The 26983-nt window shown below is 68.3% G+C and carries 22 protein-coding genes; 8 read left to right on the top strand and 14 right to left on the bottom strand.

The features are described 5' to 3' along the window. The first annotated feature begins 25 nt into the window (after positions 1 to 25). Positions 26 to 1957, top strand: a complete 1932-nt coding sequence (locus NR798_RS00920; RefSeq protein ID WP_375769476.1) for a hypothetical protein — start codon at positions 26 to 28, stop codon at positions 1955 to 1957. Positions 1958 to 2023: 66 nt separating this feature from the next. Here the strand turns inward: NR798_RS00920 and NR798_RS00915 are convergent, their stop codons facing one another. The 7 genes from NR798_RS00915 to NR798_RS00885 all read right to left on the bottom strand — a co-directional run bounded on the left by NR798_RS00915 (position 2024) and on the right by NR798_RS00885 (position 9419). After that, a complete protein-coding gene (locus NR798_RS00915; protein WP_375769475.1) occupies positions 2024 to 2887 on the bottom strand; it encodes a fatty acid desaturase family protein in 864 nt (287 codons plus the stop codon). Between the two features lie 304 nt (positions 2888 to 3191). After that, on the bottom strand, positions 3192 to 4058 hold the full coding sequence (locus NR798_RS00910; protein WP_375769474.1) for a fatty acid desaturase family protein: 867 nt from the start codon (positions 4056 to 4058) through the stop codon (positions 3192 to 3194). Positions 4059 to 4191: 133 nt separating this feature from the next. Continuing rightward, a complete protein-coding gene (locus tag NR798_RS00905; RefSeq protein WP_375769473.1) occupies positions 4192 to 4785 on the bottom strand; it encodes a DUF4276 family protein in 594 nt (197 codons plus the stop codon). Beyond that, positions 4782 to 6020: an AAA family ATPase gene (locus NR798_RS00900; protein WP_375769472.1), complete on the bottom strand. Its 1239-nt coding sequence runs from the start codon at positions 6018 to 6020 to the stop codon at positions 4782 to 4784. Before NR798_RS00900 ends, NR798_RS00905 begins: the two co-directional genes overlap by 4 nt. Before the next feature lie 111 nt (positions 6021 to 6131). Continuing rightward, positions 6132 to 7412 (bottom strand): carbamoyl-phosphate synthase, encoded by a 1281-nt coding sequence (locus NR798_RS00895; protein ID WP_375769471.1) that lies wholly within the window; start codon positions 7410 to 7412, stop codon positions 6132 to 6134. A gap of 22 nt (positions 7413 to 7434) precedes the next feature. Continuing rightward, complete coding sequence (locus NR798_RS00890; RefSeq protein WP_375769470.1) at positions 7435 to 8559, bottom strand: acyltransferase family protein; 1125 nt, start codon at positions 8557 to 8559, stop codon at positions 7435 to 7437. A 71-nt stretch (positions 8560 to 8630) separates the two neighbouring features. Continuing rightward, positions 8631 to 9419, bottom strand: coding sequence for a WecB/TagA/CpsF family glycosyltransferase (locus tag NR798_RS00885; protein WP_375769469.1), 789 nt, complete (start codon positions 9417 to 9419; stop codon positions 8631 to 8633). 257 nt (positions 9420 to 9676) lie between these two features. Between NR798_RS00885 and NR798_RS00880 the strand changes: the two genes are divergently transcribed. From NR798_RS00880 to NR798_RS00870, 3 genes are all read left to right on the top strand, one after another. Then, positions 9677 to 11128 carry an amidase gene (locus NR798_RS00880; RefSeq protein WP_375769468.1) on the top strand — a complete coding sequence of 484 codons (1452 nt, stop codon included), beginning with the start codon at positions 9677 to 9679 and terminating at the stop codon, positions 11126 to 11128. Between the two features lie 110 nt (positions 11129 to 11238). Continuing rightward, positions 11239 to 11637, top strand: a complete 399-nt coding sequence (locus NR798_RS00875) for a hypothetical protein (RefSeq protein WP_375769467.1) — start codon at positions 11239 to 11241, stop codon at positions 11635 to 11637. 48 nt (positions 11638 to 11685) lie between these two features. Continuing rightward, positions 11686 to 12030: a hypothetical protein gene (locus NR798_RS00870; RefSeq protein ID WP_375769466.1), complete on the top strand. Its 345-nt coding sequence runs from the start codon at positions 11686 to 11688 to the stop codon at positions 12028 to 12030. 15 nt (positions 12031 to 12045) lie between these two features. On the opposite strand, the gene NR798_RS00865 is transcribed toward NR798_RS00870, so the two are convergent. The 3 genes from NR798_RS00865 to NR798_RS00855 all read right to left on the bottom strand — a co-directional run bounded on the left by NR798_RS00865 (position 12046) and on the right by NR798_RS00855 (position 14562). After that, positions 12046 to 12420, bottom strand: coding sequence for a hypothetical protein (locus NR798_RS00865; RefSeq protein WP_375769465.1), 375 nt, complete (start codon positions 12418 to 12420; stop codon positions 12046 to 12048). A gap of 124 nt (positions 12421 to 12544) precedes the next feature. After that, entirely contained in the window at positions 12545 to 14005 is a 1461-nt protein-coding gene (locus tag NR798_RS00860) for a M20/M25/M40 family metallo-hydrolase (protein ID WP_375769464.1), read from the bottom strand. Positions 14006 to 14109: 104 nt separating this feature from the next. After that, the gene (locus tag NR798_RS00855) at positions 14110 to 14562 is read right to left on the bottom strand and encodes a universal stress protein (protein WP_375769463.1); all 453 of its coding nucleotides are present in this window, start codon (positions 14560 to 14562) and stop codon (positions 14110 to 14112) included. A gap of 206 nt (positions 14563 to 14768) precedes the next feature. Between NR798_RS00855 and NR798_RS00850 the strand changes: the two genes are divergently transcribed. Next, positions 14769 to 15905, top strand: a complete 1137-nt coding sequence (locus NR798_RS00850) for an SGNH/GDSL hydrolase family protein (RefSeq protein ID WP_375769462.1) — start codon at positions 14769 to 14771, stop codon at positions 15903 to 15905. 67 nt (positions 15906 to 15972) lie between these two features. Here the strand turns inward: NR798_RS00850 and NR798_RS00845 are convergent, their stop codons facing one another. Next, positions 15973 to 18363: a tetratricopeptide repeat protein gene (locus NR798_RS00845; protein WP_375769461.1), complete on the bottom strand. Its 2391-nt coding sequence runs from the start codon at positions 18361 to 18363 to the stop codon at positions 15973 to 15975. 287 nt (positions 18364 to 18650) lie between these two features. Between NR798_RS00845 and NR798_RS00840 the strand changes: the two genes are divergently transcribed. Continuing rightward, on the top strand, positions 18651 to 19163 hold the full coding sequence (locus NR798_RS00840; protein ID WP_375769460.1) for a hypothetical protein: 513 nt from the start codon (positions 18651 to 18653) through the stop codon (positions 19161 to 19163). A 246-nt stretch (positions 19164 to 19409) separates the two neighbouring features. After that, positions 19410 to 19670: a hypothetical protein gene (locus NR798_RS00835; protein WP_375769459.1), complete on the top strand. Its 261-nt coding sequence runs from the start codon at positions 19410 to 19412 to the stop codon at positions 19668 to 19670. 156 nt (positions 19671 to 19826) lie between these two features. Here NR798_RS00835 and NR798_RS00830 read toward each other — a convergent pair whose 3' ends face one another. Together NR798_RS00830 and NR798_RS00825 are read right to left on the bottom strand one after the other, a co-directional pair. Further along, positions 19827 to 20432, bottom strand: a complete 606-nt coding sequence (locus NR798_RS00830; protein ID WP_375769458.1) for an RICIN domain-containing protein — start codon at positions 20430 to 20432, stop codon at positions 19827 to 19829. A gap of 99 nt (positions 20433 to 20531) precedes the next feature. Further along, positions 20532 to 21899, bottom strand: coding sequence for a hypothetical protein (locus NR798_RS00825; protein ID WP_375769457.1), 1368 nt, complete (start codon positions 21897 to 21899; stop codon positions 20532 to 20534). A 250-nt stretch (positions 21900 to 22149) separates the two neighbouring features. On the opposite strand from NR798_RS00825, the gene NR798_RS00820 reads away from it, so the two are divergent. Beyond that, positions 22150 to 23469 carry a hypothetical protein gene (locus NR798_RS00820; RefSeq protein WP_375769456.1) on the top strand — a complete coding sequence of 440 codons (1320 nt, stop codon included), beginning with the start codon at positions 22150 to 22152 and terminating at the stop codon, positions 23467 to 23469. A 144-nt stretch (positions 23470 to 23613) separates the two neighbouring features. Here the strand turns inward: NR798_RS00820 and NR798_RS00815 are convergent, their stop codons facing one another. Next, on the bottom strand, positions 23614 to 26916 hold the full coding sequence (locus NR798_RS00815; protein WP_375769455.1) for an amidohydrolase family protein: 3303 nt from the start codon (positions 26914 to 26916) through the stop codon (positions 23614 to 23616). Positions 26917 to 26983: the final 67 nt, after the last annotated feature.

Raw genomic sequence — 26983 nt, 5'->3', positions numbered from 1 at the left:
GAAAAACCATACTTACCAGAATAACATGGAATCAGAATTCAAGAATGGGAGCCGGGCGCGCCGGGTGGTGGCGGTGGCGATGTCGGTGCTGGGCCTGGGCTGTGGCGAGGCCACGCAGGCAGTGGCGCCTCCCGAGGCCGAGCAGCTGGGCAGCCAGGAGCAGCGGCTGGAGCACGTGGTGGTGCCGGTGAGCATCAGCACCGAGGCGGTGCTGGGCCAGGGGCGCAACAGCATCACCCACGAGTTCCGCGGCATGTGCGTGTCCGCGCCCACGGTGAACATCCCCACCCAGGAGGCCACCGTCCGCTTCGACAGCTCGTTCTCCCGGGACGAGACGAGCGAGATGCTGGGCTTCAGCGTGGAGGCCAAGGCCAAGTTCGCCAAGTGGGGCGCCAGCGCCCGCGCCAAGTTCTCGCGCTCGCTGGAGAGCAAGACGTACTCCATGACGCAGGTGTACGGCGCCGACTACCGGCTGGAGACGCGCAAGCTGGACGAGTCCCAGCTCAACTGGCTCGTCTCGCCGACGGCCTCCGACTGGCTCACGCGCTGCGGTGACGAGTTCGTCATGCAGAAGCAGGTGGGCGGCCAGCTCTTCCTGCTCTACCGCATCGACTTCGACTCGGTGGAGACCAAGAGCGAGTTCCAGGCGGCGGTGGGCGCCAACTGGGGCGCGGGCGACGTCAACGCCGAGGTGCAGAAGAAGGCCCAGCAGTTCCGCGGCCGCGCCTCCGTGCACGTGGAGGCCTTCCAGTCCGGCGGTGACGTCACCCAGCTGGGCAACATCTTCTCGGGCATCGGCGGCACCGTGGAGCCGGGCCGCGCCGCCGTGGACTGCAACATCGACAACCTGACGGCCTGCGGTGAGTTCATGCGGCTGGGCCTGGCCTACGCCACCGCGCAGACGCCGGATGCCTTCCAGCCCAACCTGCGCGCCAACCCCGCCGACCGCACCTACCTGCTCAAGGACTGGGGCGTGCTCGGCGTCCCCATGCCCCCGCGCATCGTCACCACGCAGATCCAGTACGCCCGCCGCCACCTGGAGGAGCTGTTCGATCTCCAGCTCGAAATCCAGGACCGCATCCAGACGCTGCGCCGCAGCCAGTTCCCGCTGCGCACCGAGGTGCAGGCGCTGATGCAGCAGTACGACTCCGAGTCGCAGTACAACATCAGCCTCATCCTGGCCGCGTCGCAGAAGTGCTACGACCTCTTGACCGACATGAACAACGCGGCGCAGGTGGCCGCGTGCGTCGACGGCGCCCAAGAGAGCAACATGCCGGGCTTCAAGGCGCTGGACGTCCGCAGGCTCGACCTGCGGCTGCCCTACACCTTCGGCGGCATGTACCAGGTGGATGATTCCCAGACGCCGGTGACCATCAAGCTTCCGTTTGGCGGCAGCTTCACCATCCAGCCGGCCAACGTGGCCAACCCGGCCACGGGCGGCCTGAGCTGCCCCGCGGGCTTCTCGCCCTACCGCTACGGGCGCATCCTCACCCCGGGCACCGGGCGCGGTGGCAACCAGTACCTCTGCATGGGCACCACCACCGACACCTCGCTCACCTGGCACTTCGCCGGCTCCTACCAGAAGGACACCGACGGCAACTACGTGGTGGGCAACCCCTACTACCCCATCACCCTCACGTTCCCCAAGACGACCATCTACCTCGCGGGCTGCCCCAGCAGCACGGCGCTCAAGATGGGCTCCGCCCAGGTGCCCACCACCGATGGCAGCACCATCGCCGTGGAGAAGTTCATGTGCAGCACCATGACGTGGACGACCGGCTCGATGAAGTTCGCCGGCATGTACCAGATCGACCCGTGCGGCTCGGACAGCGTGCCCAACCCGTTCACCGGCAACATGGGCTGCCCCGCCGGCTACATCGCCATGAGGTTCGGGCAGGTCATCACCCCCACCTCGCGCTGCACGGCCACGCAGTACCTCTGCAAGTCGCAGTACTGAGCGCCTCGCGGTAACGAGCGCTCCTCCGAGAGCCCTCCTGGCCCCGCCGGGAGGGCTCTCTTCTTGTCAGGTGCGCACGGCCCGCGCCTGGGCCATGGCCTCCACCTGCTCGTCCGTCAGCTCCAGCTTCTCCTCCGAGCCGCTCCACACGAAGGGGATGCCCGGCTGGCGGTAGAGCGTGGCGGGGATGTCCTTCGCCATCTTCGCGTGCAGCTCCGGCAGCTTCGACCAGTGCAGCGCCTGCTTCGTGTGGTGCGCCGTGTGGTAGCCGAGGTTGCCCGTCAGCAGGTTGTAGCCCCGGTGAAGGATGTTGTACGAGGCCTCGGCGTGCTCCTTCGTCTCGAGCCCCACGTGGTGGAAGTACGTGGCCCAGGCCGTCACGTAGAGCGACACGCACATGGGCAGCAGGAAGACGAAGAGCGCGTTGTACCAGTGGTGCCAGAACAGCACGCCCAGCAGCACCACCTGCACCGCGACCATGGCCAGGAAGACGCGCAGCGCCTTGGGGTACTTGAGCCCCACATGGTAGGCCCGCGGGTAGGCCGTCAGCGCCGTGGTGAGTGAGTACTCCACCTCACCCATGATGGAGCCGTCCGCGCGCTTCCACGTCGACTCGTCCTTCTCCTGGTCCAGGTAGTTCACGTGGTGGCCCACCACATGGTGGAGGAACCACGTATGGGACGTCACCCCCGTCTGGAAACCGAAGATGATCTCCAGCAGCCGGTTGAGCGGCGCGTGGCGGAACATCGTGACGTGCTGGTGATGATGATTCCACGCGCTGATCCACCCCTTGGGGATGATGCCAACGCCGAACCACAGGATGGGCAGCCACCAGCTGCTCGCCGTGAAATACACCGTCAGGTCGAGCGCGAACACGCACGCGAACAGCAGGACGGGGATGCGATCCTCGGGGTGACGGAACAAGGTCATGCGTCTTCCACTCAGGTGAGATTCGGCGAGATGGGGCCGCCCAGGATACCGTGAGGTCCCCTTATCTCCGAGTAAGGATTTGAGAACAGCGGGGCGGACAGCGGCTCCCCAGGCCGTCCGCTCGACCCCGAGGCCCCCTGCCCTTCCGGCCGTCCCTCGCGTCGAGCGGGGCACCCTTCCAACCGCGCGCGGCTCAGCAGCCGGCGCCACGCCTCCCCGTCTCCTGTGCGTGACCCGAAGGCGGGCGTGGCGTCAGTCGCGGCGCGGAGGCCGGGGCAGCACGTGTCACTTCAACTGTCTGGGTTCAGGAGCCCGCGGGCCGGACCTGGGCGAGCGCCGCCTCCACCTGCTCGTCACTCAGCTCCAGCTTCTCCTCCGAGCCACTCCACACGAAGGGGATGCCCGGCTGGCGGTAGAGCGTGGCGGGGATGTCCTTGGCCATCTGCGCATGCAGCTGCGGCAGCTTGGACCAGTGCAGCCCCTGCTTCGCATGGTGCGCGACGTGGTAGCCGAGGTTGCCCGTCATCAAGTTGTAGCCCCGGTGAAGGATGTTGTACGAGGCCTCGGCGTGCTCCTCCGTCTCGAGCCCCACGTGGTGGAAGTACGTGGCCCACACGGTGAGGTAGAGCGACAGGCACATGGGCAGCAGGAAGACGAAGAGCGCGTTGTACCAGTGGTGCCAGAACAGCACGCCGAGCAGCACCACCTGCAGCGCGCCCATGGCCAGCAGGATGCGCAGCGCCTTCGGGTACCTGCGCCCCACCTGGAGGGCCCGCGGGTAGGCCGTCAGCGCCGTCTTGAGTGCGTACTCCACCTCACCCATGGTGGAGCCGTCGTCGCGCTTCCAACGCGACTCGTCCTTCTCCTGGTCCAGGTAGTTCAGGTGGTGGCCCACCACGTGGTGCAGGAACCACCCGTGGGAAATGATTCCCGTCTGGAAGCCGAACACGATCTCCAGCAGCCGGTTGGGCAGCGCGTGGCGGAACATGTTCAGGTGCTGGTGGTGGTGGTTCCACGCGCTGATCCACCCCTTCGGAATGGCCATCACCGCGAGCCACAGCACGGGCAGCCACCAGCTGCTCGCCGTGAAATACACGGTCAGGTCGAGCGCGAACACGCACAGGAACAGCAGGACGGGAATGCGGTCTTCGGGATGTCGGAACAGGGTCATGCGCTTTGAAGAAGGGGGGGGCCAGGACGAACGGTCCTCCAGTATACAGAACAGACGGGCTCTCCGGGATGCGCACCCGGGGACCGCGCTCCGCGCCCCCTGACGCGCGAGGTGCTCCGTGTACGCACAGGCACTACGGGCGTGGCGGAACAGAGAGGCCGAAGAGCCGCCCGACTTCGCGGAAGAGCTTGTCGAAGGAGTCCGCGCGTCGCGCCACGGTCAGATCGAAAAGACTCGTCAGGGCAGGCTGATCGATCGTCTCTCTGTAGCCATCCGACATGCGCTGGCTCAGCCAGCCCTTCGCGTCGCGGATGGTCTCGGGGGCCGCGGGCGGCGTGAGATCGTCAGGAAGCCCCCGGCGGCCACGAAGTGATTCCGCTGCCGTGAGGAACCAGGCTTCGTACTCGCGCTTCGCGACCACCACCGATATGTCGCGATCCGCTCGAAACCCTCTGGCGAGAGCGAGGAGCTTCGGACCCAGGACACAGGGGAGATCATCATCGGCATCCAGAAGGAGGAGGATGCACCCCTCGTTCCCCACCTTCCGCGCCATCAACTCGATGGCGCTCCTGAGTCCCTCTTCCTTGATGAGCTGCCCTCTGGCCACGCGAACTGGCGTCAAGATGGAAGGGCTCGATGCCGGCGCCAGCTCTTGCAGAATCCTCCGCACGAGAAGCGGGGCCGAATGCACCTCGCCGTGACCTTCGACGATGAGACCCACCTTCATCCCGCCTCCAGCTCGAAGAGGCGAAGCTGATTGGGTTCGGGAACCGCATCGAGATCGGGTGTCAGCTGGTTTGTCTTCAGCAGCTCCCCGGCCGTGTAGAGCCGCTCCCTGAGTGTGGAGCGGGTGGCCTCGTCCAGTGGGGCGATCAGGGTCTTTCCCTGCTCGGCCATGACGGAGACGATTTCGTCAGCGGAGACATCGGAGGCATCGAGGAGTTCGGGACTATGGCTCGTGACGATCACCTGCGCATGTCTCGAGCCATCACGCAGCGCATCTCTCAGGATGCCTGCCGCGGCGGGGTGAAGCGCCACCTCTGGCTCTTCGATGCCTACGACACGTACATGGTCCTCAACCCGGGCCTGGAGGAGCGCGACGAGAATACCAAGTGCACGAAGGGTCCCGTCGGACATGTTGATCGCCGGGAAGCGCCAGGGATCCTTGGAGCCCTCGACGTGCTGACGGAACTCCAGGGTTTCCATGTGCCCGACGCGCTTGGGATCCACACCTTCCAGTCCCGGTACGATGCGGCTGAGGTACTCCTCGATGCGCCGCTTGGTACTGCCGTCATCCAACTTCTCCAAACGCTCGAGCACGCTCGACAGATTGAAGCCATCGCGTGCGAGCAGCTCACCCTTGTCAGGAGATTGGAGAGCTCGAATCTTGTCCGGGTTGAGGCTGTAGAACCCCATGTTCTGCAGCACGTCGAACACGGGGCGAAACTCCGGCAGACCCGCGGCGTTGACGAGATAAAGGCGGTCTTCCGAGGCTGGTGGCGAGACGGGATTGGGCTTGACGAGGACCTCGCCCTCACGAACGAGGTACTGCGCACTCCCCACTACGCACTCCTCTTTTTGGACGGCGTAGTCACCATGAGAGCGTGCGCCAACCTCGAAGGAAAAGCGCCCCGCTTCACCATTGGGGAGCTGGAAATCGAGCCGGATGCCGAAGTGGGTAGGATGGCCACTCGATCTCCGGCGCACCTCATGGACGCCTCCGCGATCGCGCAGTGCGTGATCGAGCGACGTACGCAGGGCGTCCGCGGTGAGCCTCAGTGCATCCAGGAAGTTGCTCTTCCCGGACCCATTCGGGCCCACAAGGAACGTGAGCGGCCCGAGCCGCACGTCACACGCGGCGATGCTTCGATAATTTCGAAGCTGTACCCGCGTCAGGAACGGGCCGCGTTTCCCCGGCAGTTTGAAGAGGGAAGTCTGCCCGGGAGTCTCAGGCGGTGGCATCAGGGCTCTCCAAAAGGCGGAGCGTAGACGAATATGCGCAGCCCGCAAGCTTGCGCACGAAACGCGCCTTCTCCCCTCTGATGAACGGCGATCACCCGCCCCTGCGCGCGTCTACCGGTCCAGCACCATCGTCCGGATGAAGCCCTTGGGGTGCCGCGCGTACGAGCGCAGGTGCATGGCCACGTCCACCATCCACGGCACCCAGTCGCCCGTGTCGATGACCGCGTCCACCGCCCGCTCCCGGTTGCGCGCGTACCACTCGCGCCAGTGCTTCACCTCGTCCGGCTTCAGCCGCCCCGACAGGCCCTGCGCCCTCAACAGCAGCTCGAAGATGCCCCGGTGGCAGTAGATGTACTGGCCTCCACCCTTCCACCCCAGCGCGTCCCTCGCCACCTCGCCCAGCCGATCTTCGTGCCCACACGCCGCCTCGTACACGAACAGCGGCAGCGGGCTCCCCCGCGCAATGTCGAACCCCATCTGGCTGTAGAACCGTGGGTTGAAGTCGATGAGCAGCTGCTTGCCACCCGCCCGGATGAACTCCACCTCGAACGTGCCGTGGTAGCCCAGCTTCTTGCACAGCGCCCGCACCTTCTCCGCGAGCTCCGGCTCCACCGGCACCTCCTCGAAGCACAGGCCGATGCCCAGCTTGCGCGGACGCTGCAGCACCTTCAGCGCCCCGCGCGCCACGAACAGCTCGCCCGTCCGGTCCACGAAGCCGCTCAGGCTGAAGATGTTCTGCGCCGCCTCCGTGTAGAAGGCCTGCACCATCGGCCGGTTCGCCTTGCTGTCGTAGTCCAGCAGCTTGCGCCCGTACTGGTTGCGCTCCAGGAACTCCCGGTAGCGCGGCAGCAGCTCGCTCGCGCGCTCCACCTGCGAGCCCTTCACGTGGCTCTCGAACAGAATCTGCGTCTGCGGCTTGAGCAGCACCGGGAAGCGCGCCTCGGCCGCCACCTTCTCCAGGTCCCCCTCGCCCTCCGGGAACCACGTGTCCGGCACGTCCAGCCCCACGTCCTTGCACAAGTCATGCAGCCGCTGCTTGTTCAGCAGCCCGTAGATGACGTCCACCCCCGGCTGGTACATCCGGAAGTGCTTGCCCAGCTCCTCGCGGTGCAGGGCGAACAGCCACGCCATGTCATCGCTCGTCGGGTAGAGCACGTGGCCCGGCTCGGCCTCGCCAAAACGCAGCAGCCACTCCAGGAAGGCGTCCGAGTCCCCCACGTCCGGGCACTCCACCCGCCGCGTCACGTAGCGGCTCCAGCGCGCCGGCGCCAGCAGCTTGGACTCGGCCACGGTGACCGGAATCCCCAGCCGGCCGAGGCTGCGCACCGCGGCCAGCGTGCCGTAGTAGTCGGCCATCGTCAGCAGGATGGGAGGGCGGGACTGCGTCGTCATGGTGTCTGCTTCCTCGTGTCTCTCAGCCCGGGTTGACCGGCGTGCTCACCACCGGCTGCGGCGCCGCCGCCACCGGCTTCTTCCCGCGCCAGTCGAAACGATCCTTCAGCTTCAGGAAGGGCTTCTCGAAGTAGCGGTAGCTCAGCGTCGCGAAGCCGATGCTCAGCGCCAGCGTCAGCACGTAGTACAGCGGCAGGTTGTGCGGCACGAACCGGCGCACGATGTTCAGCGAAATCATGTGCATCAGGTAGATGCCGTAGGTGATGGAGCCCACGTAGCGCAGCCACTTGTGGTCGATGAGCGGCGCCAGCACGTGCTGCGGCCGGATGCACATGGCGATGACCATCAGCGTGAGCAGCAGCGAGGACAGCCAGAGCGGCGTGTTGTAGTTGTAGATGGCGAAGAACACCAACACCACCATCACCGGCACGCTCCACACCTGCCCCAGCACCTTCCACGTCCACGCGAAGGGCTTGGGGTAGTGCACCAGGTACGCCGACAGGCAGCCCATGCACACCGAGATGGAGATGCTCGAGAGGATCCGCACCCAGAGGTGCCGCGTGTCCAGGAAGCCCGTCTTCGTCGCCCAGCCCATGAAGATGCCCACCGCCAGCATCCCCGTCATGAACACCACCGGGCCCCACGTGCTCTTGAAGTAGCGCACCACGAAGGGCCACACCAGGTAGAACTGCTCCTCGGTGGCCATGGACCACGCGAAGTAGAAGATGATGCGGCCCTCTTCCAGGTTGATGAACCAGTTGGACGTGTACGTGAGGTAGTACTTCACGTTGTCGAAGAAGGCCCCGCGCACCCCCATGTCCGTCTCGAAGACGGACACGAGCACGATGTAGAGCGCCGTCACCGCGTAGTAGAGCGGGAAGATGCGCAGCGAGCGCCGCGCGTAGAAGCCCTTGAGCGAGATGGTCCCCGTCGCCGCGCGCTCGCGCAGCAGCAGCGTCGTGATCAGGAAGCCGCTGATGGCGAAGAAGAGCGACACGCTCAGGTAGAAGCGCCCCACCAGCCCCTCGCGGGCCTCCAGCACGTGGTAGAGCACCACCGCGAAGATGGCGAGCGCTCGCAGCCCGTCCAGGGCTCCGAAGGTCTTGGTACGAAGGAAGGCCTGATGGGCGGTCTGGGCGGAGTCCATGGTGCGCCTCTAGCAACGCAGAATTCCCCGCCCCTCACAAGAGCCGCACAGGACGCGCTCCGAGCATACCGCTAGCGCACCGCTCGCCCGCCCGGCGGCTCTCCCGTCTCGCCCGAGCGCCGCACCTCCGCCACGTGCGCGAAATAGATGGGGATGCCAAGGACATAGCGGCTGAAGAGCCGCCTGGGCTCCACCGCCAGCCGGAACAGCCACTCCATCCCCGTCTTGCGCATCACCACCGGCGCCCGCGGCACCTTGCCGCCGATGTAGTCCAGGATGGCGCCTCCATTCACGATGAGCGCCGGGTGCGTGAGCGCCTCGCGCAGCTTCACCGACACCTCCTCCTGCTTGGGCATGCCCATCGCCATGATGATGAGCTCCGGCTTCGTCTCCGCCGCCAGCCGCAGGTACGTCTCCGGTGGATCGAACCCCTCCTGGCTCGCCACCACGTTCAGCCCCCACTCCTCGAGCGTGCGCCGCGCGTTGTCCAACCACGGCGAGCGCGTCCCGAAGAGCGCCACCTTCCGGCCCTTGTAGGCGCGCGCAATCTTCGGGATGAAGTCCGTGCCGTTCATGTTCAGCCCGAACGGCCGCTGGAAGGCCTTGAGCCCCAGCTTCACTCCAATCCCGTCGCGCAGCACCAGGTCCGAGCGCATCAGCCCTTCCAGCATCCCTGGTTGATTCCACCCCAGGTTCACCGCGTGCGCGTTGAGGAAGGAGAGGATGAAGGGACGGGTGGGGCGCGAGAGCTCGTCGAGCAACGCCTGCTCGGCCGCTTCGTCGTCGATGATGCGGATGCGGTTCATCAGCGCCATGAAGTTGCGCGCGCGCTCGGACTTCGTGGCCTCCTGGGTCGCCATGCTTCCTCCTGAGGGGCCTGGAGGATAGTTGACCCGGCGGGCTCCCGGTACGGTTTGACAGGGGGTGCGGCACCGACCCGCACCGGGTACCGGCCGACCTCCCCGAGTGTCCTCCGCCAACGGGGACTCACAGGCGCTCCGCCATGTGGTGAACGGGTGGGAGAGACTTTCGGGCAGTGGATGACGGTGCCACCGTGGCCCGTGTCTAGCTTCTGGAGTCCACGACGCAGCGCGGATTGCGCGGAGGACGGCGCCTTATGCAGGAGCTCAACTTCCTTCCGGCCCACCGGCTCGCGGCCCTGGTCAGAGCCCGAGAGGTGTCCGCCCGGGAGCTGCTGGAAGCCCACCTCGCCCAGGTGGCCCGGCACAACGCGCGCCTCAACGCGATCGTCACCCTGGACGAGGAGCGCGCCCGCGAGCGCGCCCGCCAGGCCGATGAGGCCACCGCCCGCGGCGAGTCCTGGGGCCCCCTGCACGGGGTGCCCATCACCATCAAGGACTCCTTCATGACGGCCGGGGTGCGCACCACCAGCAGCTACAAGCGGCTGCGCCACAACATCCCCTCGCACGACGCCACCGTGGTGGCCCGCCTCAAGGCCGCCGGCGCCATCCTCCTGGGCAAGACGAACCTGCCCACGCTCACCCTGGATTTGCAGACGAGCGGGCACCTCTTCGGCCGGGCCAGCAACCCCTGGGACGAGTCGCGCACCCCCGGCGGCAGCACCGGCGGCGGCGCCGTGGCGGTGGCCTCGGGCATGTCCCCCTTCGAGGTGGGAAGCGACCTGGGCGGCTCCATCCGCGTGCCCTCGCACTACTGCGGCGTCTTCGGCTTCAAGCCCACCGAGCACCGCGTCCCCATCTCCGGCCACATCCCCCCGCTGCCCGGCCGCCCCCGCGGCGTGCGCTACGAGGGCGCCGCCGGGCCCCTCGCCCGTTCCGTGGAGGACTTGAAGCTCGGACTCAAGCTGCTCGCGGGCCCGGATGACGAGGACTTCGACGTCCCTCCGCTGCCCGTGCGCGACGTGCCCCCGCGCGAGCCCCGCCACTACCGCATCGCCTGGACGGACGACTTCGGCGGCCTGCCCGTCACCCGCGAGACGCGCGCCGCCCTGGAGAAGCTCGCGCGCACGTTGGAAGGGCTCGGCTGCCGCGTGGAGCGCGCCGCCCCCAAGGGCATCAACTTCGATGAGCTGTGGGAGGTCTGGGGCCGCGTGCTCGGCGCCGAGATTGGCTCGGAGATGCCCTTCCTGTTCCGCTTCGCCATCAGCGTGCGCTTCAACGCCATGCGCGGCGAGGCCACCCTCAACCGCGGTGTCGTGCGCGGAATGCAGATTGAGATGCCCGAGTACATTGAAGCGCTCGCCATCCGCGACCGCATCACCGGACAGGTGGAGTCCTTCCTGTCCGACTGGGATGCCTGGCTGTGCCCCGTCTCGGTCGGACAGGCCTTCACCCACCGGCCCAGCGGCGAGTGGATCGAGGTGGATGAACAGCGGGTGCCCTATATGTCCGGCACCGCCGGCTTCACCTCCGTGTTCAACCTCACCGGCCACCCCGTGGTCGTGCTGCCCCTCACGGAGTTGGTGGACTCGCCCCTGCCACTGGGCATCCAGGTGGTCGGCCGCCGGTGGCTCGACGAGGAGCTGCTCGCCCTCTCCGAGTCCCTCGCCCATGTGACGGGCGCCTTCCGCAAGCCCCCGGGGTTCTGAATGCGGATTGGCTCGGCCCCAATGGAGGCGCCCCTTCACTGACTGCCTGGACTGTCGGATGCCGCATCGGCGATACTGACAACGCCAATGCATGGTTTCTAGGAGGCGGCATGCCACAACTCAGAGAAGTGTTTGACCCTGGGGAAGCTTGGCACGTATTGACTCCAGTCCTCCCTGAGGATTCGGTTGTCTATCGATATGTGGAGAACCCGAACCTGCAGCCGAGAGGCCTCAGCGTCGTCCTGGGCACGCGCGAAAACGTGACTTGGTGGAAGGCGGCTGAGTTGTGGGGACCGAATGGGCAAAAAATAGCGGCGGCCGAGACGCGCGACAGCCACCACATTTCCGACTTCTACTACACGTTCGACAACTTCCAGCACCCGGCGAGCTTCACGTTGGTCCTGGCCAAAGCCAAGACATTCGGGGTTCCAGTCCAAAGAGTCCAGCTTCCGTTAGGTACGTGGTTCCGCCCGGGCCACATGCTGGTATTCGAATGGAGAAAGGACTGACCACAAAGCGCGGATGACACCCCACGCGGCCTTCCCTCACGAGACCCCATGACCGAATCCTACGCCTACAACATCACTGCCTCAAAAGTGACGACGTTCTTCCGCGGAATCCGCGTGGGGATGAAGGGCCGCTTCCTCGGCAGTCCCGAGTTCGTTGATTACAATGGGAGCGTCGTGCAGCGCCCACGGGCGGGCGTAGTGGTGGTGCTCCCCAAGGCACTTGTCCGGCCGGGCCCTCCACCCAAGCCGAACCAGGTGACGACGACCGTTCTGAGGCTCACGCCTTTTGATGTGAGCGAGGACATTCCCGTCGAGCCCGGCAGCTATCAAGTCGGCATCGCGGACCGCCAGGGCCGCGTCGAGAAGTGGCATCGCGTCGAAGTGGTGGGCTGATTCGCCGACCGATGCTCAGTCTACATGCGCGTCCGGGTCTCCCTCCCCGAGCGCCTCGAGCACCAGCTCCGCCGCCTTCTCCAACGCGTGCCCCGGCGCCAGATCCTTCGCCACGTACAGCACCGAGTGCACCTTCTCCGCCAGCTCCCTCGTCCCCACCGTCTCCCCCTTCACCGCCTCCTCACACAGGTGCAGCGCCAGGTCCACCAGCAGCAGCCTCCTCCGGTCCACCCAGCCCTGTGACAGCTTCGGGCTCGCTCCCTCCGGCGCCGCCTGGTGCACCCGCTCGTGCACCTCCTTGAGCGCACTGAGAATGGACTCGCGGTGCTCCTGCTTCAGCCGGCTCTCGCGTGGCGCCCGGCGATCCTCCGGGTCCAATTCGTTGCTCATGGTTTTCTCGTGAGTGATTGGGGGAACCCGGGGCCCGTGGCACCCTCACCCCGTCCCTCTCCCGGAGGGCGAGGGGAGATTGGGCTCGGTGGGACTTGGGGGCACCGGGTCCTTGTGAATGGGCTCACGGCGCCGCGGACTTCGGTGCGCCCGCGGGTGCGGCCACCGGTGCCTTCGGAGCCTCCGCCGGCGGGGCCTCGGGCCTCGGCAACACCCCCGGAACCTCCGCCAGCACGTAGCTCACCCACGCCACCGCCGCCGTCGCCTGCGCCAGGTCCTTCGCGTCCACCTTGTCCAGCGTGTCCGCCCACGAGTGGTGCACGTCGAAGTACCGGCTGCTGTCCACCTTCACTCCCACGAACGGCACCCGCGCCGGAAGCAGCGGCGAGATGTCCGCCCCTCCCGCCTCCCCCTGCAGGATGCTCCCCGCCCCCAGCGCCTCCAGCGGCTTCAGCCACGGCGCCACCAGCTCCGCCCCTCCCGCCCCCGCCCTCAGCGTCACCCCCAACGGCCGGAAGCCTCCCGCGTCCATCTCCAGCGCCGCCACGTGGTTGGCCAACTCCCCCGCATGCGCCTCCGCGTACGCCTTGCCTCCCCTCAGCCCGTTCTCCTCGTTCGCGAAGAGCACCACCCGCACCGTGCGCCTCGGCGCCGGCTTCAGCTTCCCCAGCAGCCGCGCCGTCTCCATCACCATCACCACCCCCGCGCCGTCATCGTGCGCCCCCGTCCCCACGTCCCACGAGTCCAGGTGCGCGCCCAGCAGCACCACCTCGCGCGGCTTCTCCCGGCCCGGCACCTCCGCCACCACGTTGAAGGAGTCCACGTCCGGCAGCGTCTGGCACCCCAGCTTCAGCTCCACCTTCACCGGCCCTCCCGCCAACAGCCGGTGCAGCAGCTCCGCGTCCTCCACCGACACCGCCGCCGCCGGAATCCGCGCCACATCCTCCTCGTAGCGCATCGCCCCCGTGTGCGCCGAGCGCAGCGACGCCGTCGCCAGCGAGCGCACCAGCATCCCCACCGCCCCCTCCTTCGCCGCCACCGACGCGCCCCGCGTCCGCAGCGCCGCCGCCTTGCCGTAGTCCGCCGCCACCGTCATCGAGTGGTTGAAGAACACCACCTTCCCCTTCACCTTCTCCCCCAGCACCGCCACCTCCTCCAGCGAGCGCACCTCGATGACCTCGGCCGTCAGCCCCTCGGCCGGCGTGCCCACGCTGCCCCCCAGCGCCATCAGCGCCATCGGGTGCGCACGGAAGCGCTCCGAAGCCACCACCCGCCCGCTCTCCGCGCCTCGCACCCAGCGCGGCACCTTCACCGGCTCCAGCCACACCTTCACCCCGTCCGCCTCGAAGCTCCGCTTCGCCCACTGCACCGCGGCCTGCTCACCCTCCGAGCCCGCAAGCCGCGGACCGATGCCGTCCGTCAGCTCCGCCAGCCGCGCGTACGCATGGCCCTCGGTGAGCGCCGCGCCGATGAGCCGCTCGGCCACCTGGGGCGAGGGGCCCGTCACGGCCGCCGGGGCCGGGGCCTTGGGCGCGGCGGTGAGCAGGGACAGGAGCGCGGCGGACAGCGGGAGGACCGTGGACACGGGGGGACTCCGGGAAGAGAGGGGGCCTGCACTCTCGTTCCGCGAGCGCTTCCTCGCAAGCGCCACGCGGCGCCTTCACCACCGGTACGGGCCCCGGACACTCCCTACTTCTTCTCCTCCGGCACCCGCCAGGTGAGCACCGGGCAGGGCGCCAGCCGCACCACCTTCTCCGCCACGCTGCCCATCATCAGGTGCGACAGGCCCGTGCGCCCGTGCGTCCCCATGATGATGAGATCGTACCCGCCCTCGCCCGCCACCCGCGCGATGACGTGCGCCGGGTCTCCCGACTCCAACAGCTGCTTCGCGTGCGGCACGCCCTTCAGGAAGGCCGTGAGCTGCTGGTCCGCGTGGTTGCGCAGGTAGGTGGACAGCGTCAGCTCCGGCTCGCTGCGCGTCAGCACCACCATCTCGTCCCCCGCGTACTCCGACGGCCTCCACACGTGCAGCACGTCCAGCTTCGCGTCGAAGCGGTTGACGAAGAGGTACGCGTACTCCAGTGCCCGCTTCGACGTCTCCGAGAAGTCCACCGGCACGAGGATTCGCTGAATCTTGTTCATGGCTCCACTCCAGGTCAGGTCTCCCCCGCCCTGGTGCAATGGCCGTTCCCACCCGCCTTCCCTCGCGAATGCCCGCTCGCCCAGCGCAAATGCTGCGCTCGCTCCACCCTCACGCAATTCCTGCACCCGCCCTGTCGACGGCCAGCCCCCCGCGAATGACGCCCTCCTCTCACCGAGCCATACTCGCGCGCCAGGAGAAGACACGAATGCGCTATTCCCCTTTGGCCTGGCTGCTGCCAGTCCTCTTCATGGCAGGCTGCGAGCCTTTCGATCCCTGGTTCGACTACGCCCCCGATGACACGCGGTTGCAGTACATCGGGCGCCTGGACTGGTCCACCAAGGATGGCCCCACGTATGCCCACTCGGGTGTCACCGTCCGCTTCCGGTGCAACTGCACCGGCGTGGACGTGGCCTTCGAGGACCTGGGCGACGGCGGCGCCGAGCACACCAACTGGGTCAACGTCATCGTCGACGGCCAGACCAAGGCCAAGGTCGAGCTCAAGAAGGGCCGCAACATCCTGCGCGGCGCCCACAACCTGCCCCGGGGCGAGCACCTCATCGAGCTCGTCAAGCGCACCGAGCCCTATGCCGGGAAGATCCACTTCCTCGGCGTGAGCATCCAGGGCGTGCTGGTGGATCCGCCGCCCTGGCCCGAGAAGCGCTTCGAGTTCATCGGCGACTCCATCACCTGCGGCTACGGCAACGAGGTGGACATCTACGCCCCCACCTATACCGAGCCCAATACCGGCTACCACTCGAAGAACGAGGACATCTCCCAGGCCTACGGCTCGCTGCTGGGCCGCAAGTTCAACGCCGAGGTGGTGACCACCTGCATCTCCGGCACCGGCGTCTACCGCAACCTCGATGGCTCGACGGTGGGCAAGGCGTTCCCCTACCTCTACACGCGCTACTACCCGGATGAGGAGAAGCCGGTCTGGGACACCTCGCTGTACCAGCCCGATGTCATCGTCATCAACCTGGGCAACAACGACTTCAACGTGACCGGCCCCGACAAGCTCCCGACCGCCCCGGACGCCGAGCCGTTCAAGGACGCCTACGCGGCCTTCGTGCGGCAGCTGCGCGAGTACTACCCGAGGGCGATGATCGTCTGCTCCGTCGGCCCGATGATGAACGACAACTACCCGCCCGGCCGCGAGCACTGGACCAAGATGCAGACCTACGTCCGCGACATGGTCACCGCGCTGCGCGACCCCCGCGTCCACTACTTCGCCTATACCCCCATCGTCGGGGACCCCTACGGCGAGGACTGGCACCCCACCAACGAGTCCCACGCGAAGATGGCCGAGGAGATGGCCGCCTTCCTCAAGGAAAAGGGCATCTGAGCGGCTCGACCTGGCGCCTCGGGCTCCCGTCCCGAAAGACGGGCCGCCCCCGCCAGCAGGGCTTCACTCACAGCTGGGTACAGTTCGTGTCGGCCAGGCAGGCCTTCTTGAACAGCGCGGCGGCGCGGCGCTCGTCCTTGGGGACTCCCCGGCCCGTCTCATAGAGCACACCGAGAGCCCGGCACCCCAGGGCCTCCCGGGCCTCGCAGAGCTGCTCATACAGCGCGGCGGCACGGCGCTCGTCCTTGGGGACTCCCCGGCCCTTCTCGTAGCCCATCCCCAGGTTGAGACAACCCTGGGGCACTCCGCCCTCACAGGCCTTCTTGTACAGCGCGGCGGCGCGGCGCTCGTCCTTGCGGACCCCTCGGCCCTCCTCGTGATGCACGCCGAGCTCGAGGCATCCCCGAGCCCCTCCGCCCTCGCAAGCCTTCTGGAACAGCTCGACGGCCTGGCGCTCGTCCTGGTGGACTCCGAGGCCCCGTGCGTACTGGACGCCGAGGGCAACGCACCCCTCGGCCGCTCCGCCCTCGCAGGCCTGCTCATACAGCCCGGCGGCGCGGGCCTCGTCCCTGCGAACTCCGAGCCCCTGGGCATGGAGCTCGCCCAGGCCATGGCAGCCCAGGGCCGCCCCGCCCTCGCAGGCCTTCTTGTAGAGCGCGGCGGCGCGGCGCACGTCCGCGGGGAAGGCCTCGTTCCCCGTCTCGTACAGCCGGCCGAGGCTGTAGCACCCCTCGAGCGCTCCGCCCTCGCAGACCTTCTTGAACAGCTCGGCGGCGCGGCCCTCGTCCTTGGGGACTCCACCGCCCCGTGCGTAGAGCTGGCCCAGGCCGTGGCACCCCTCGAGCTCTTCGCCCTCGCAGGCCTTCTGGAACCACTCGGCGGCGCGGCCCTCATCCTTGCGGACGCCGCTGCCCTTCTCGTGAAGCACGGCCAGGGCAACGCACCCCTTGGCCGCTCCGCCCTCGCAGGCCTGCGCATACAGCCCGGCCGCGCGGCCCTCGTCCTTGCGGACACCACTGCCCCGTACGTGGAGCCGGCCCAGGCTGTAGCACCCCCCACTCCCTCCGCCCTCACAGGCCTGAGCATGGAACGAGGCGGCGCGGCGCTCGTCCTTCCGGACCCCCTCGCCCTTCTCGTAGAACATGCCGAGGAGCTCGCACCCCATCGGCATTCCACCCTCACAGGCCGTGGTGAGCAGCTCGGCGGCGCGGCGCTTGTCCTGGGGGACTCCGATGCCCACGGCGTAGTGCTCGCCGAGAAAGTAGCAACCCGAGACCAGGCCAGCCGCACAGGCCTTCTCGTGCAGTCCGGCGGCGCGGGCATCGTCCGCGGGGACGCCCAGGCCCTCATTGTAGAGGAACCCAAGGGCATGGCACCCCTGGGCCACCCCGCTCTCGCAGGCCCGCTCGAATGACGCGGCGCGACTCTCGTCCTCGCGGTCGCGGCAACCCGGGCTCTCTCCGCGCGTGCAGGACTGCTCCGCCAGCCCGGCCAGTGCGGTCAACGCGGCGGCACGGCGCTCGTCCTTCCGGACTCCCCGGCCCTTCTCGTGGAGCACGCCGAGGGCACGGCACCCCTGGGCCATACCGCCCGAGCAGGCCTTCACGTACAGCGCGGCGGCGCGGCGCTCGTTCTTGGAGACTCCGCGGCCCCCCTCGTAGTGCGCGCCGATGAAGACACAACTCCGGAACAGTCCGCTCGAGCAGGCCTTCTCGAACAGCACGGCGGCGCGGCGCTCGTCCTTGGAGACTCCGCGGCCTTGCTCGAGGAGCATGCCGAGCAGCTCGCACCCCAGGAGCTCCCCGCCCTCGCAGGCCTGCTCATACAACGCGGCGGCGCGGCGCTCGTCCTGGGGGACTCCGCCACCCTCCTCGTAGCGCACGCCGAGGGCACGGCAAGCATCGGCCGCCCCACCCTCGCACGCCTTCTCCAACAGCACCGCGGCGCGGCGCTCGTCCTGGGGGACTCCGCGGCCCTCATCGAGGAGCATGCCGAGGAAACCACAGCTCCTGGTGATTCCGGCCTCGCAGGCCTGCTCATACAACATGGCGGCGCGGCGCTCGTCCTTGGGAACCCCGCGGCCCTGCTTGTGGAACAGGCCGAGGTTGTAGCAAGCCTTTGCCACTCCACCCTCACAGGCCTTCTGGAACAGCACGGCGGCACGGCTCACGTCCTCGGGGACTCCGAGGCCCATCATGTAGTGCCCGCCGAGGTTGAAGCAGCTCTGGGCCTCTCCGCCCTTGCACGCCTGCTCGAACAGCTCGACGGCACGAATCGCGTCCCCGGGGACTCCCTTCCCATCCACGTAGAGCATGCCGAGGGCACCGCAACCCCGGGCCACACCGCCCTCGCAGGCCTTCTCATACATCGCGGCGGCGTAGCTCTCGTCCTTGGGGACTCCGTTCCCCTCCGCATAGTGCACGCCCAGGGAGTGGCAGGACGCCACGTTGCTGCCCATCAGGCACTCCTGCCGGAGGCGCGCCACCGATGGACCCGGTGTGGCCGGGGGTGACGAGGAGGCCTCGCCTCCCATGGCACGGCCCCCCAGCAAGCCGATGAAGACACAGAGCCCCAAACCCAGCCGTGCCACGGTTTCTCGCGCCTCTGACATGCCCTGTCCCCCGGTATGGGCAAGGCGATTCACTCGCCGTGGCCACCAGGCCCGAGTTCTAGCGCATATCGGCTCGCCCGGTGTATAGGTCCCCCTCAGGTACGTAGCCGCCAGATACCCACGAGACACCCAGCATGGTCAAGAAACTCCTACTCACCGCCCTCGCAGGCTTGGCGCTCTGGGGCTCCTGTCGTTTATCTTCAGAGCGTAAACACGACCAATTCCTCGCCGAGAAAAAGTCTGAGTTCTCTGGGTACCGCGTTGAATATCTCGAGAAGGAAAAATCTCTATTCCTTCACCAACCCAACGGAGACAAAGACGGCGTCGAACTGGCCAAGCTGAACAAGGTATTCCTTTGGCGACTCCATGCTGCTGGCGCCGTTGACAACAAAACCAGGTATTTTTGGGTAATACAAAATCAATTCCGGTCTTTCTCCATCCCCTATTTTTCAATGGAACCGCACGCAATGCTGCTCCTCTTGAAAAAGGAACTTCCAGAAATAGATATCGAAAAATCCTTGAGGTACGCGGACCAATTCGAGCACGACAAGTTCGATTTCTGTAACATCTGGGCATCGCCAGAAGCAAAAGCCGTCGAAGCCGCCGAACGCCGAACGCGGCCCCCAGGGCATTTGTGTGCTCCCTGACCTCGCTGCGCGACCCCGGCGTCCACACCCACGGGGGCCGTGCGTCCCAGCCAGCGATTGCCGGCTGACGAGGAATTCCGCCGGCCTCCAGGGGTACGCCAGGCCGCTCCCCTTCTCCAGGCTCCCCCTCTCCGGGAGCTTTGGCTTGTCCCCCGCAGGCCCCCGCATTACCCCTGTCGTATGTCTTTCTGTGCCTGTCCCACCGATGTGGTCAACGCCCCGGCGGCCTCCGTTTGGAGACTGCTCGTGGAGCCCCAAGGGCTGGATCGCTGGTGGGACGCGAAGTCGGTGGCGGTGCCGGCTCACCCGCTCGTCCCTGGAGACCGGATCATCGCGCGCCCCAAAGGAGCGCCGGGCTTCCTCCGCATCACCCTCGACGTCACCTCGGTGGATGCGGAGCACCTGCAGATCGGGTTCGACATCCGGCTGCCGCTGGGACTCCGTCTCGAAGAAGTCATCCGCGTCATCCCGCTGGGCGCGGCTCGCTGCCGCACCTCCTTTGGATGAACCTTCTCGTTCCTTCCCGGGTGGAGGGGCTCCGTGGTGAAGAGGCTGCTCGGCAAGCGGCTCGTCGAGGGGCCCGCGGATTCGCTGGCGCGGCTCAAGGCCGCCGCGGAAGCGGATGCGCGCACTCCCTGACACGGAGTGCGCGCCGGATCCCGCTCAGTCGATGCGGTGGGAGCCAGGCGGGAGGAGGTCCCAGGCCTGGTTGCCGATGTTCCACGCATCCGTAGAGGTCACGCAGTCCCACTGCTGCAGGACAGCCTGGCTCGGAGGCCGGCCGCCTTTCCCGTTGTCGGCATCCAGGCACCGGCCCGTCGCGCGGTTGACCAGCACCGTCTGATCGATCCCGGTGGTGCAGATGTTCCCGGAGCAGCGCGTGCCGGACAGGGTCCTGAGCCGCCACTCGGCGGGCGCGTAGCCGGTGCCGCAAAAGGGGTATTGGATGACGCGGGTGCCGTTACCGGAGTTCCCGGACCGCCAATCCAGCATCAAGCACTTGCCCGAGTGGCGGGCCCTGATGCGGAAATAGCCGTTCCCGCTGTCGAGCAGATCGAACTCCTGGGAGGCGGAGGTGTTGTCCGGCCAGAGGAAGACGCCTTGGAAGTCATTGGTCGAGCCCCACATGACGTCGGCGCGCAAGCCGCTGAAGCTGTTGACGAGCTCCAGGCGGGACCTGTCGGCGGCGTTCGCGGGAGCCGCGAGGACCAGCGCGGCCGCGCTCACGACGGTGGCGGCAAGCAGACGGAGTGGGAAGTGGTGGGCCATGTACTGTCGACTCCTTCAAGGGTGGGTGGCCGAGGAAGCCGGCCTTCAGCACCCAGAAGGAGTCGATGATGGACGGCTGTGACGTGGAGGGGAGCGGGGCTACCGGACGAAGCGCAGGAAGAGGGCGGAGTCCGGGGGCGTTATCACCGGCCCCTTGCCGACGTCCGCCGCGCCCTCGACTCGCGGGAGCAGCACGGCCTCGCCCCTGCGCGTCACCGCCACCGTCCCCGCCCGCAGCACGCCTTCGGACACGAGCCCTCGCGACCACTCGTGCCCCCCCGAGCCCCGGTAGAGCTTCACCACGAAGAGGTGGTTGTCCGCCGTGCCTCCCGCGCGCCACGGCAGCACCGGCCCTCCCACGCTCTCCCCCGGGCGGTACTGGCCCGTCACCACCACCCGGTTCTCCTCGTCCACCGCCACCCCCGTCACGCTCTCCCCGAAGTGGCGCATCCACAGCTCTCCGCCCGTCGGGCCGTACACGGCCACGAAGCCGTCCTTCCCCTCCGACACCTGCGGCCGGCCCCGGAAGGGGATGCTCCCCGTGTACTCGCCCACCACGAGGATGCGCCCTGGCTCCACCGCCACCCCCGTGGCCGTGCCCTCCGCTCCCGAGAGGCCTCGCGACCACACGTGACGCATGTCCGGCGTGAAGCGCGCGACGAAGGGGCTGCGCGGGTGCGCCGTCGCGAAGGGGCTTCCTCCCAGGTCCACCTCGCCCTCGAAGAAGCCCGCCACCGTGATGTGGCCGGAGGGCTCCAGCGCCAACGACGTCACCGCCAGCCGCCCCCGCCGCACCACCGGGCTCGAGGCGAGCACCGCCCCGTCCGCCGCGCGCACCCGCCCCACCAGCGCCGCGCCGAGCGGCCAGCCCTTGTCCACGAAGTTCACCGCCACCACGAGCTGGCCCCGTGCCTCGTCCACCGCCAGCGCCTGCGGCGGCAGGAGCCCCACGCCCGGCAGCGCCGCGGGACGGGACCACAGGTGCGTGCCGTCCGGCGCGTACTTCGCCAGGAAGGGCCCCGCGGGCAGCGGCGCGCCCCCGAGGCTCAGCGTGGGCTCGCGGTGCTCCCCGGCGACGTAGAGGTTGCCCGCTCCATCCGTCACCATCGCGGACACCCGGGGACTCGCGCCGTTGTAGGTGGCGAAGCCCAGGGACCACAGGTGCGTGCCGTCCGGGGCGTACTTCGCCAGCGCCAGCCCCGCGTCCCCCGGCAGCGCGCCGCCTCCCAGGTCCACGCCGCCGCGCTCGTACGCGAGCGAGACGAAGGCGTTGCCCGTCCGGTCCACGCTCACCGTCCACCCGAAGACCGAGCCCTCCACCGGGCGCACCTGACGCGTGGCGCCGCGCTCCACCTTCATCTCCCGCTCCAGGACGGCCCGTGGCGGCGGGGACTCCGGTGACTCCACCCCCGCTCCGCAGCCCAATCCCAGACACACGGCGACCCCGAATCCCCAGCCGCGTCTCACGCCACCCCCTCCTTGCAGGCCCGCCGCCCGCGGGCCCCGCGAGCTTGTGCATGCGCGCGCCGGCCGCCATCGTCTGACGGGGTGGAGACATGCCCCGCGCGCTGGAGCCCCCGCCAGGCAGGCGAGCGTGGGGTGCACCCGAGGGACTGGCGCCGTCCTCCACCCGGCGCTCGCGCCTCACCGGGGGGATGTTGTTCCGCCCGCGCGGGAGACGGACCTTGCCCCCGCCGTTCACAGGAGGGGGTTGTCCATGAGGTCCGAGATGCAGGCTCCGCGCTGGGGCCGGAAGGTGTTGGTGTTGGGAGCACTCGTGCTCGCCGCGTGCGGCGTCACCGCCGAGCCTCCGGAAGCGGAACCACGCGAGGAGGACGCCGTCTTCGCGATGCGCGACAGCGGCGGCGGGCAGGGGCCCTTTCCCACGTGGTCCACGCCCACCTTCGCCGCCGTCCCCGCGCTGGCCACGGATGGACAGCAATTCCTCACCGTCTGGCGTGACAGCGGCCGGCCCGGCGAGCTCTACGCCGCGCGCGTGTCCAAGCATGGCAGGCTGCTCGACCCCGACGGCATCCGGCTCAACCTGGAGCCCGCCCTCAAGGATGGGGACCCCGCCGTCGCCTATGACGGCAAGCAATTCCTCGTCGTCTGGCAATCGGAGTTCACGCTGAACCTCGTCCGCGTGAATCGCGACGGCACCGTCGAGCCTCCCGTGCTGCCGATCGTCGACACCTTCACCAGCCCCGCCCCCGCCCCCACCATCGCGTGCGGCTGGCGCAAGTGTCTGGTGGCGTGGATCGACTTCGACGACCCCCGCAGCGTCCGCGGCGTCATCGTGGAGACCGATGACAGCGGCCTCGGCACGCGGGAGCTCGTCATCTCCTCTCCCGCTCCGTCCCTCGCCGCGTTCGGCATCTCCGCGGCCTGGGGCCATGACCGCTTCCTCGTCGTCTGGAGCGATGAGCGCACCGGCTCGCCCAAGGTCATCGCCGCGCGCGTGAAGGCCAATGGCACCGTGCTCGACCCGGCCGGCATCCCGCTCTCGGACTCGCCCGGCCGGCAGACCAATCCGGACGTGGTCACCACGAAGCACGGCTTCCTCGTCGCCTGGACGGACACGCGCCTGGGCAACCCGGACATCTTCGCGACGCTCGTGAAGTCCAATGGCTCCGTGCCCGATGCCGATGGCTTCCCCATCACCACCGGCCCGGAGACGGAGTTCCTTCCCGCCCTCGCCTACGATGGCTCGCGCGTGCTCGCCTCGTGGACCCGCTTCAGCCCGGAGCGCCTCTCCGTGCGGGGCAACTTCGTGCGCTCCGATGGCACCCTCGCCGCCCCGGACGGCTTCCCGCTCTCCAACGGTGAGTTCATCCGCGAGGGCCAGTCCGATGTCGCCTTCACGGATGAGACGCACTTCGTCGTCTACGGCGCCGCGCCCGTCGTCGATGAGCCTCCCTTCCAGGTCATCCTCGGCTCGCGCGTGAAGAAGAACGGCTCGCTCGTCGATGACCCCGCCATCCGCATCTCGCACTCGCCCTCCGTGGAGGAGACGGCTGGGGCGCCTGGGGCACGGTGACGGATGGGGGGCTCGGGTGGGGTCCTCTGACAGCTGACCCTCACCCCAGCCCTCTCCCAGAGGGAGAGGGAGCAGACACGGGCTCAACCCGAGGTCCTGGCACCCTCACCCCGACCCTCTCCCGAAGGGAGAGGGGATGTTCGCTCAGTCCTCGTGCGTGCTCACCGTCGTCGTCGGGCCCCACGCCTCCTGGCCCTCCCGCTCGAAGAAGAGCGGCTCCCGCTTGCGCGACGCCCCGCCCACCTCGTTCAGCGTCTGCGCCTCGTACAGCCTCCCGCCCACCATCGTGTACTGGATGGAGGAGCTGTTCCTCAGATCCTCCAGCGGGTTCTTCTCCAGCACCAGCAGGTCCGCCAGCTTGCCCTCCTCCAGCGAGCCGATGTCCCCGTCCAGCCCCAGGTAGTGCGCCCCCGACAGCGTCGCCGCCTTCAGCGCCTGCATGGGCTTCATCCCGCCCTGCCCGAACATCCATAGCTCCCAGTGCGCGCCCAGGCCCTCACGCTGGCCGTGCGCGCCCAGCTGCACGCTCACACCCTTGTCGTTCAGCTCCTTCGTCACCCGGGCGATCTGGATGTGATTGAACTCGTCCTCCGGCGCCATCACCGGCCGGCGGCTGCGCGCGTCCACCACCCGCCTCGGCGCGAACGCGAGCAGACGCTTGTCGTCCCACACGTTCGTCTTCTGGTACCAATAGTTCTCACCCCACACGCCGCCGTACGCGACAATCAGCGTCGGCGTGTAGCCCGTGCCGCTGCGGCTCCACAGCTGGTGCACGTCCGCGTACGCCCGCGACACCGGAATCGAGTGCTCGATGCCCGTGTGCCCGTCCACCACCATCGTCATGTTGTGCTGGTAGAGCGAGCCACCCTCCGGCACCACCATCATCTCCAGCTCGCGCGCCGCCTGGAGCACCTTCTGCCGCTGGTCGCGCCTCGGCTGGTTGTAGCTCTTCACGCTGAAGGCTCCCACCGCCTTCATCCGCCGCAGGTGCGAGCGCGCGTCCTCCAGCGAGTCGATGGGCGCGCGGTACGCCCCCGCCGCGCCGTACAGGATGGTGCCCGTCGAGTACACGCGCGGCCCCACCATGGCCCCGGACTTCACCAGCTCGCTCGTGGCGAAGATGGAGCCCGTGTCGTTCGACGGGTCGTGCACCGTCGTCACGCCGAAGGCCAGCGAGGACAGCAGCTTCCAGTTCTGCTCCGGCAGCACGCCCTCGTCGCCCATGGCCCCGTGCCAGTGCACGTCCACGATGCCGGGCATCAGCGTCTTGCCCGTCACGTCCACCACCCTGGCCCCCGCGGGCACCGCCACCTTCCCCTTGGGGCCCACCGCCACGATGCGGTTGCCCTTCACCACCACCACGCCATTCTCGAGGACCTCGTCCCCCTTCATGGTGATGACGCGGCCGCCCACCAGCGCCACCGTCCCCTCCGGCACGTCCGTCTTCGCCTGGAAGCCGATGTCCTGCCCCTTCTCCGCCACCTCCGGCAGCTTCTCCGGCGCCCCCTCCTGGAAGCGGAAGCTGTCCTTCAGCTCGCGCGTGTACAGCTCCGGCCCCAGCGCCCAGTGCAGCCGCTTGCCGTCTCCAGACCAGTGCAGCCACTCGCCTGCGTCTCGCGACACCTTCGCCAGCGGCAGCGCCTTGCCCTCGGGGCTCGCCACCGCTCCCTTCGCCCCGCGCGGCAGCGGCATGATGAACGCCTGGAAGTTCTCCCGGAACGCCAGCCACTGCTCGTCCGGCGACACCCGGTACTCCGTCGCCTCGTCGCTCGTCACGTGCGTGCGCGGCTCGCTCCCGTCCAGCCGGATGCTCTTGAGCGCCCGCTCGTCGTCCTTCTCCCGCTGCTCCACCGTCAGGAAGAACACCCGCTCCGCGCTCGCCCCGAAGTGCGGCTGCTCGCCGTCCTTCACCAGCCGCCGCGCCGCGCCTCCCGCCGCCGGCATCACGAACAGCCCCTGCTCCTTGCTGTAGAGCCCCGTGCGCAGGTAGCCCCCGCCGATGGCCCGGTACACGATGAAGCGCCCGTCCGGCGACAGCGCCGGCTCGATGTAGTGGCCCGGCTTCGTGCTCACCACCTTGCCCTCGCCGCCCGTCACCGGCACCACCCGCACCGTGCCCAGCTTCTCGTCGTCCCACGTCGTGTAGACGATGCTCTTGCCGTCCCGCGAGAACGCCGGGTACAGCTCCGTGTGCTCCGTCTGCTTCGTCAGCCGCTTCGGCGTGCCGTTGGGCAGGTCCTTCACGTACAGGTGCCCCAGCGCCTGGTACACGACCTTGTCCCCCTTCGGAGACACCTGCACCCAGCGCAGCATCTTCACGTGGAACTTCTCGGGCGCCACCGCCTGCGGGAAGCGCACCGCCTCGTGAATCGTCCGGGTGCCGCGCACGCGGAAGGGAATCGGCGTCACCTTCTTCGTCGCCACCTCAATGCGCTGCAGCTTGCCGCCCGCCCAGAACACCAGCGACTTGTTGTCCGGCGTCCACGCCATCACCGGGTACACGCCGTGGATGGCCCACGTCTCCTGCATGTCCCGCTCGAGCCCGTCGAAAATGGGCCGCTCGGCGCCGCTCGCCAGCTCCGACACGTACAGCGTGCTCTTGCCGCGCACCCGGCGGATGAAGGCCAGTGACTTGCCGTCCGGCGACGGCGTGGGGCGGATGGAGCCGCCCGGGCCCGTCACGAAGCGCTCCGTCTCCCGCGTGTCCAGATCCAGCCGCTGGATGACATAGATTTCGCCGTTCGGGTCCTTGTTGTACTCGAACGTCTTCCCCGGCGTGATGTCCTGGCTGTAGTAGACGTACCGGCCGTCCGGGGAGAACGCGGGCTCGCCCACGTCCTTCTGATCGTTGGGACGCTCGGTGAGCTGCACGCCGTCACCACCCGAGCGGTGGTACATCCAGATTTCACCCGCGCCCAGCGAGCGCCGCGAGGTGAAGTGCTTGCGCGCCACGAGGTACTGCCCATCCGGCGACCAGGCGGGGCTGTTGAGCAGGCGGAACTTCTCCTGCGTCACCGCGGTGGGCTCGCCGCCCTCGCGCTTCATCACCCAGATGTTGTCCCCGCCGCCCCGGTCACTCGTGAAGGCGATGGACTTCCCATCCGGGCTGTAGCGCGGCTGCATGTCCCAGGCGACGCCGCGGGTGAGCGCCTTCGCCTCGCCGCCGCCGATGGGCAGCGTGTAGAGGTCACCCAGCAAGTCGAAGACGAGCTCATCGCCCTTGGGGCTCACGTCCAGGCTCATCCACGTGCCCTCGGTGACGTCGAGCTCCACCTGGGTGGCCGGGAAGCCGGGCGCGTTCACGTCCCACTTCTCCTCGGGCTTGCCCGCGTCCTTCGCCGGCGGCTGCGGCATGGCGGGGGTGGGGGCCGGCGCCTGAGCGCGGGCGGACAGGGGCAGCGCGCTCGTCAGCACGAGCGCGAGGCAACGGAGGCTCAATCGATTCACCGAGGTTCCTCGTCTGGCGGAATGGGGTGCGCAGCCTACCCCGGCGAGGACGCCTGTGAAGTGCGTG

Source organism: Archangium gephyra (assembly GCF_042230915.1).
Lineage (GTDB): Bacteria > Myxococcota > Myxococcia > Myxococcales > Myxococcaceae > Archangium > Archangium gephyra_B.
Note: the sequence above shows the minus strand (reverse complement) of the source record. Positions and strands in the feature narration are given on the sequence as shown.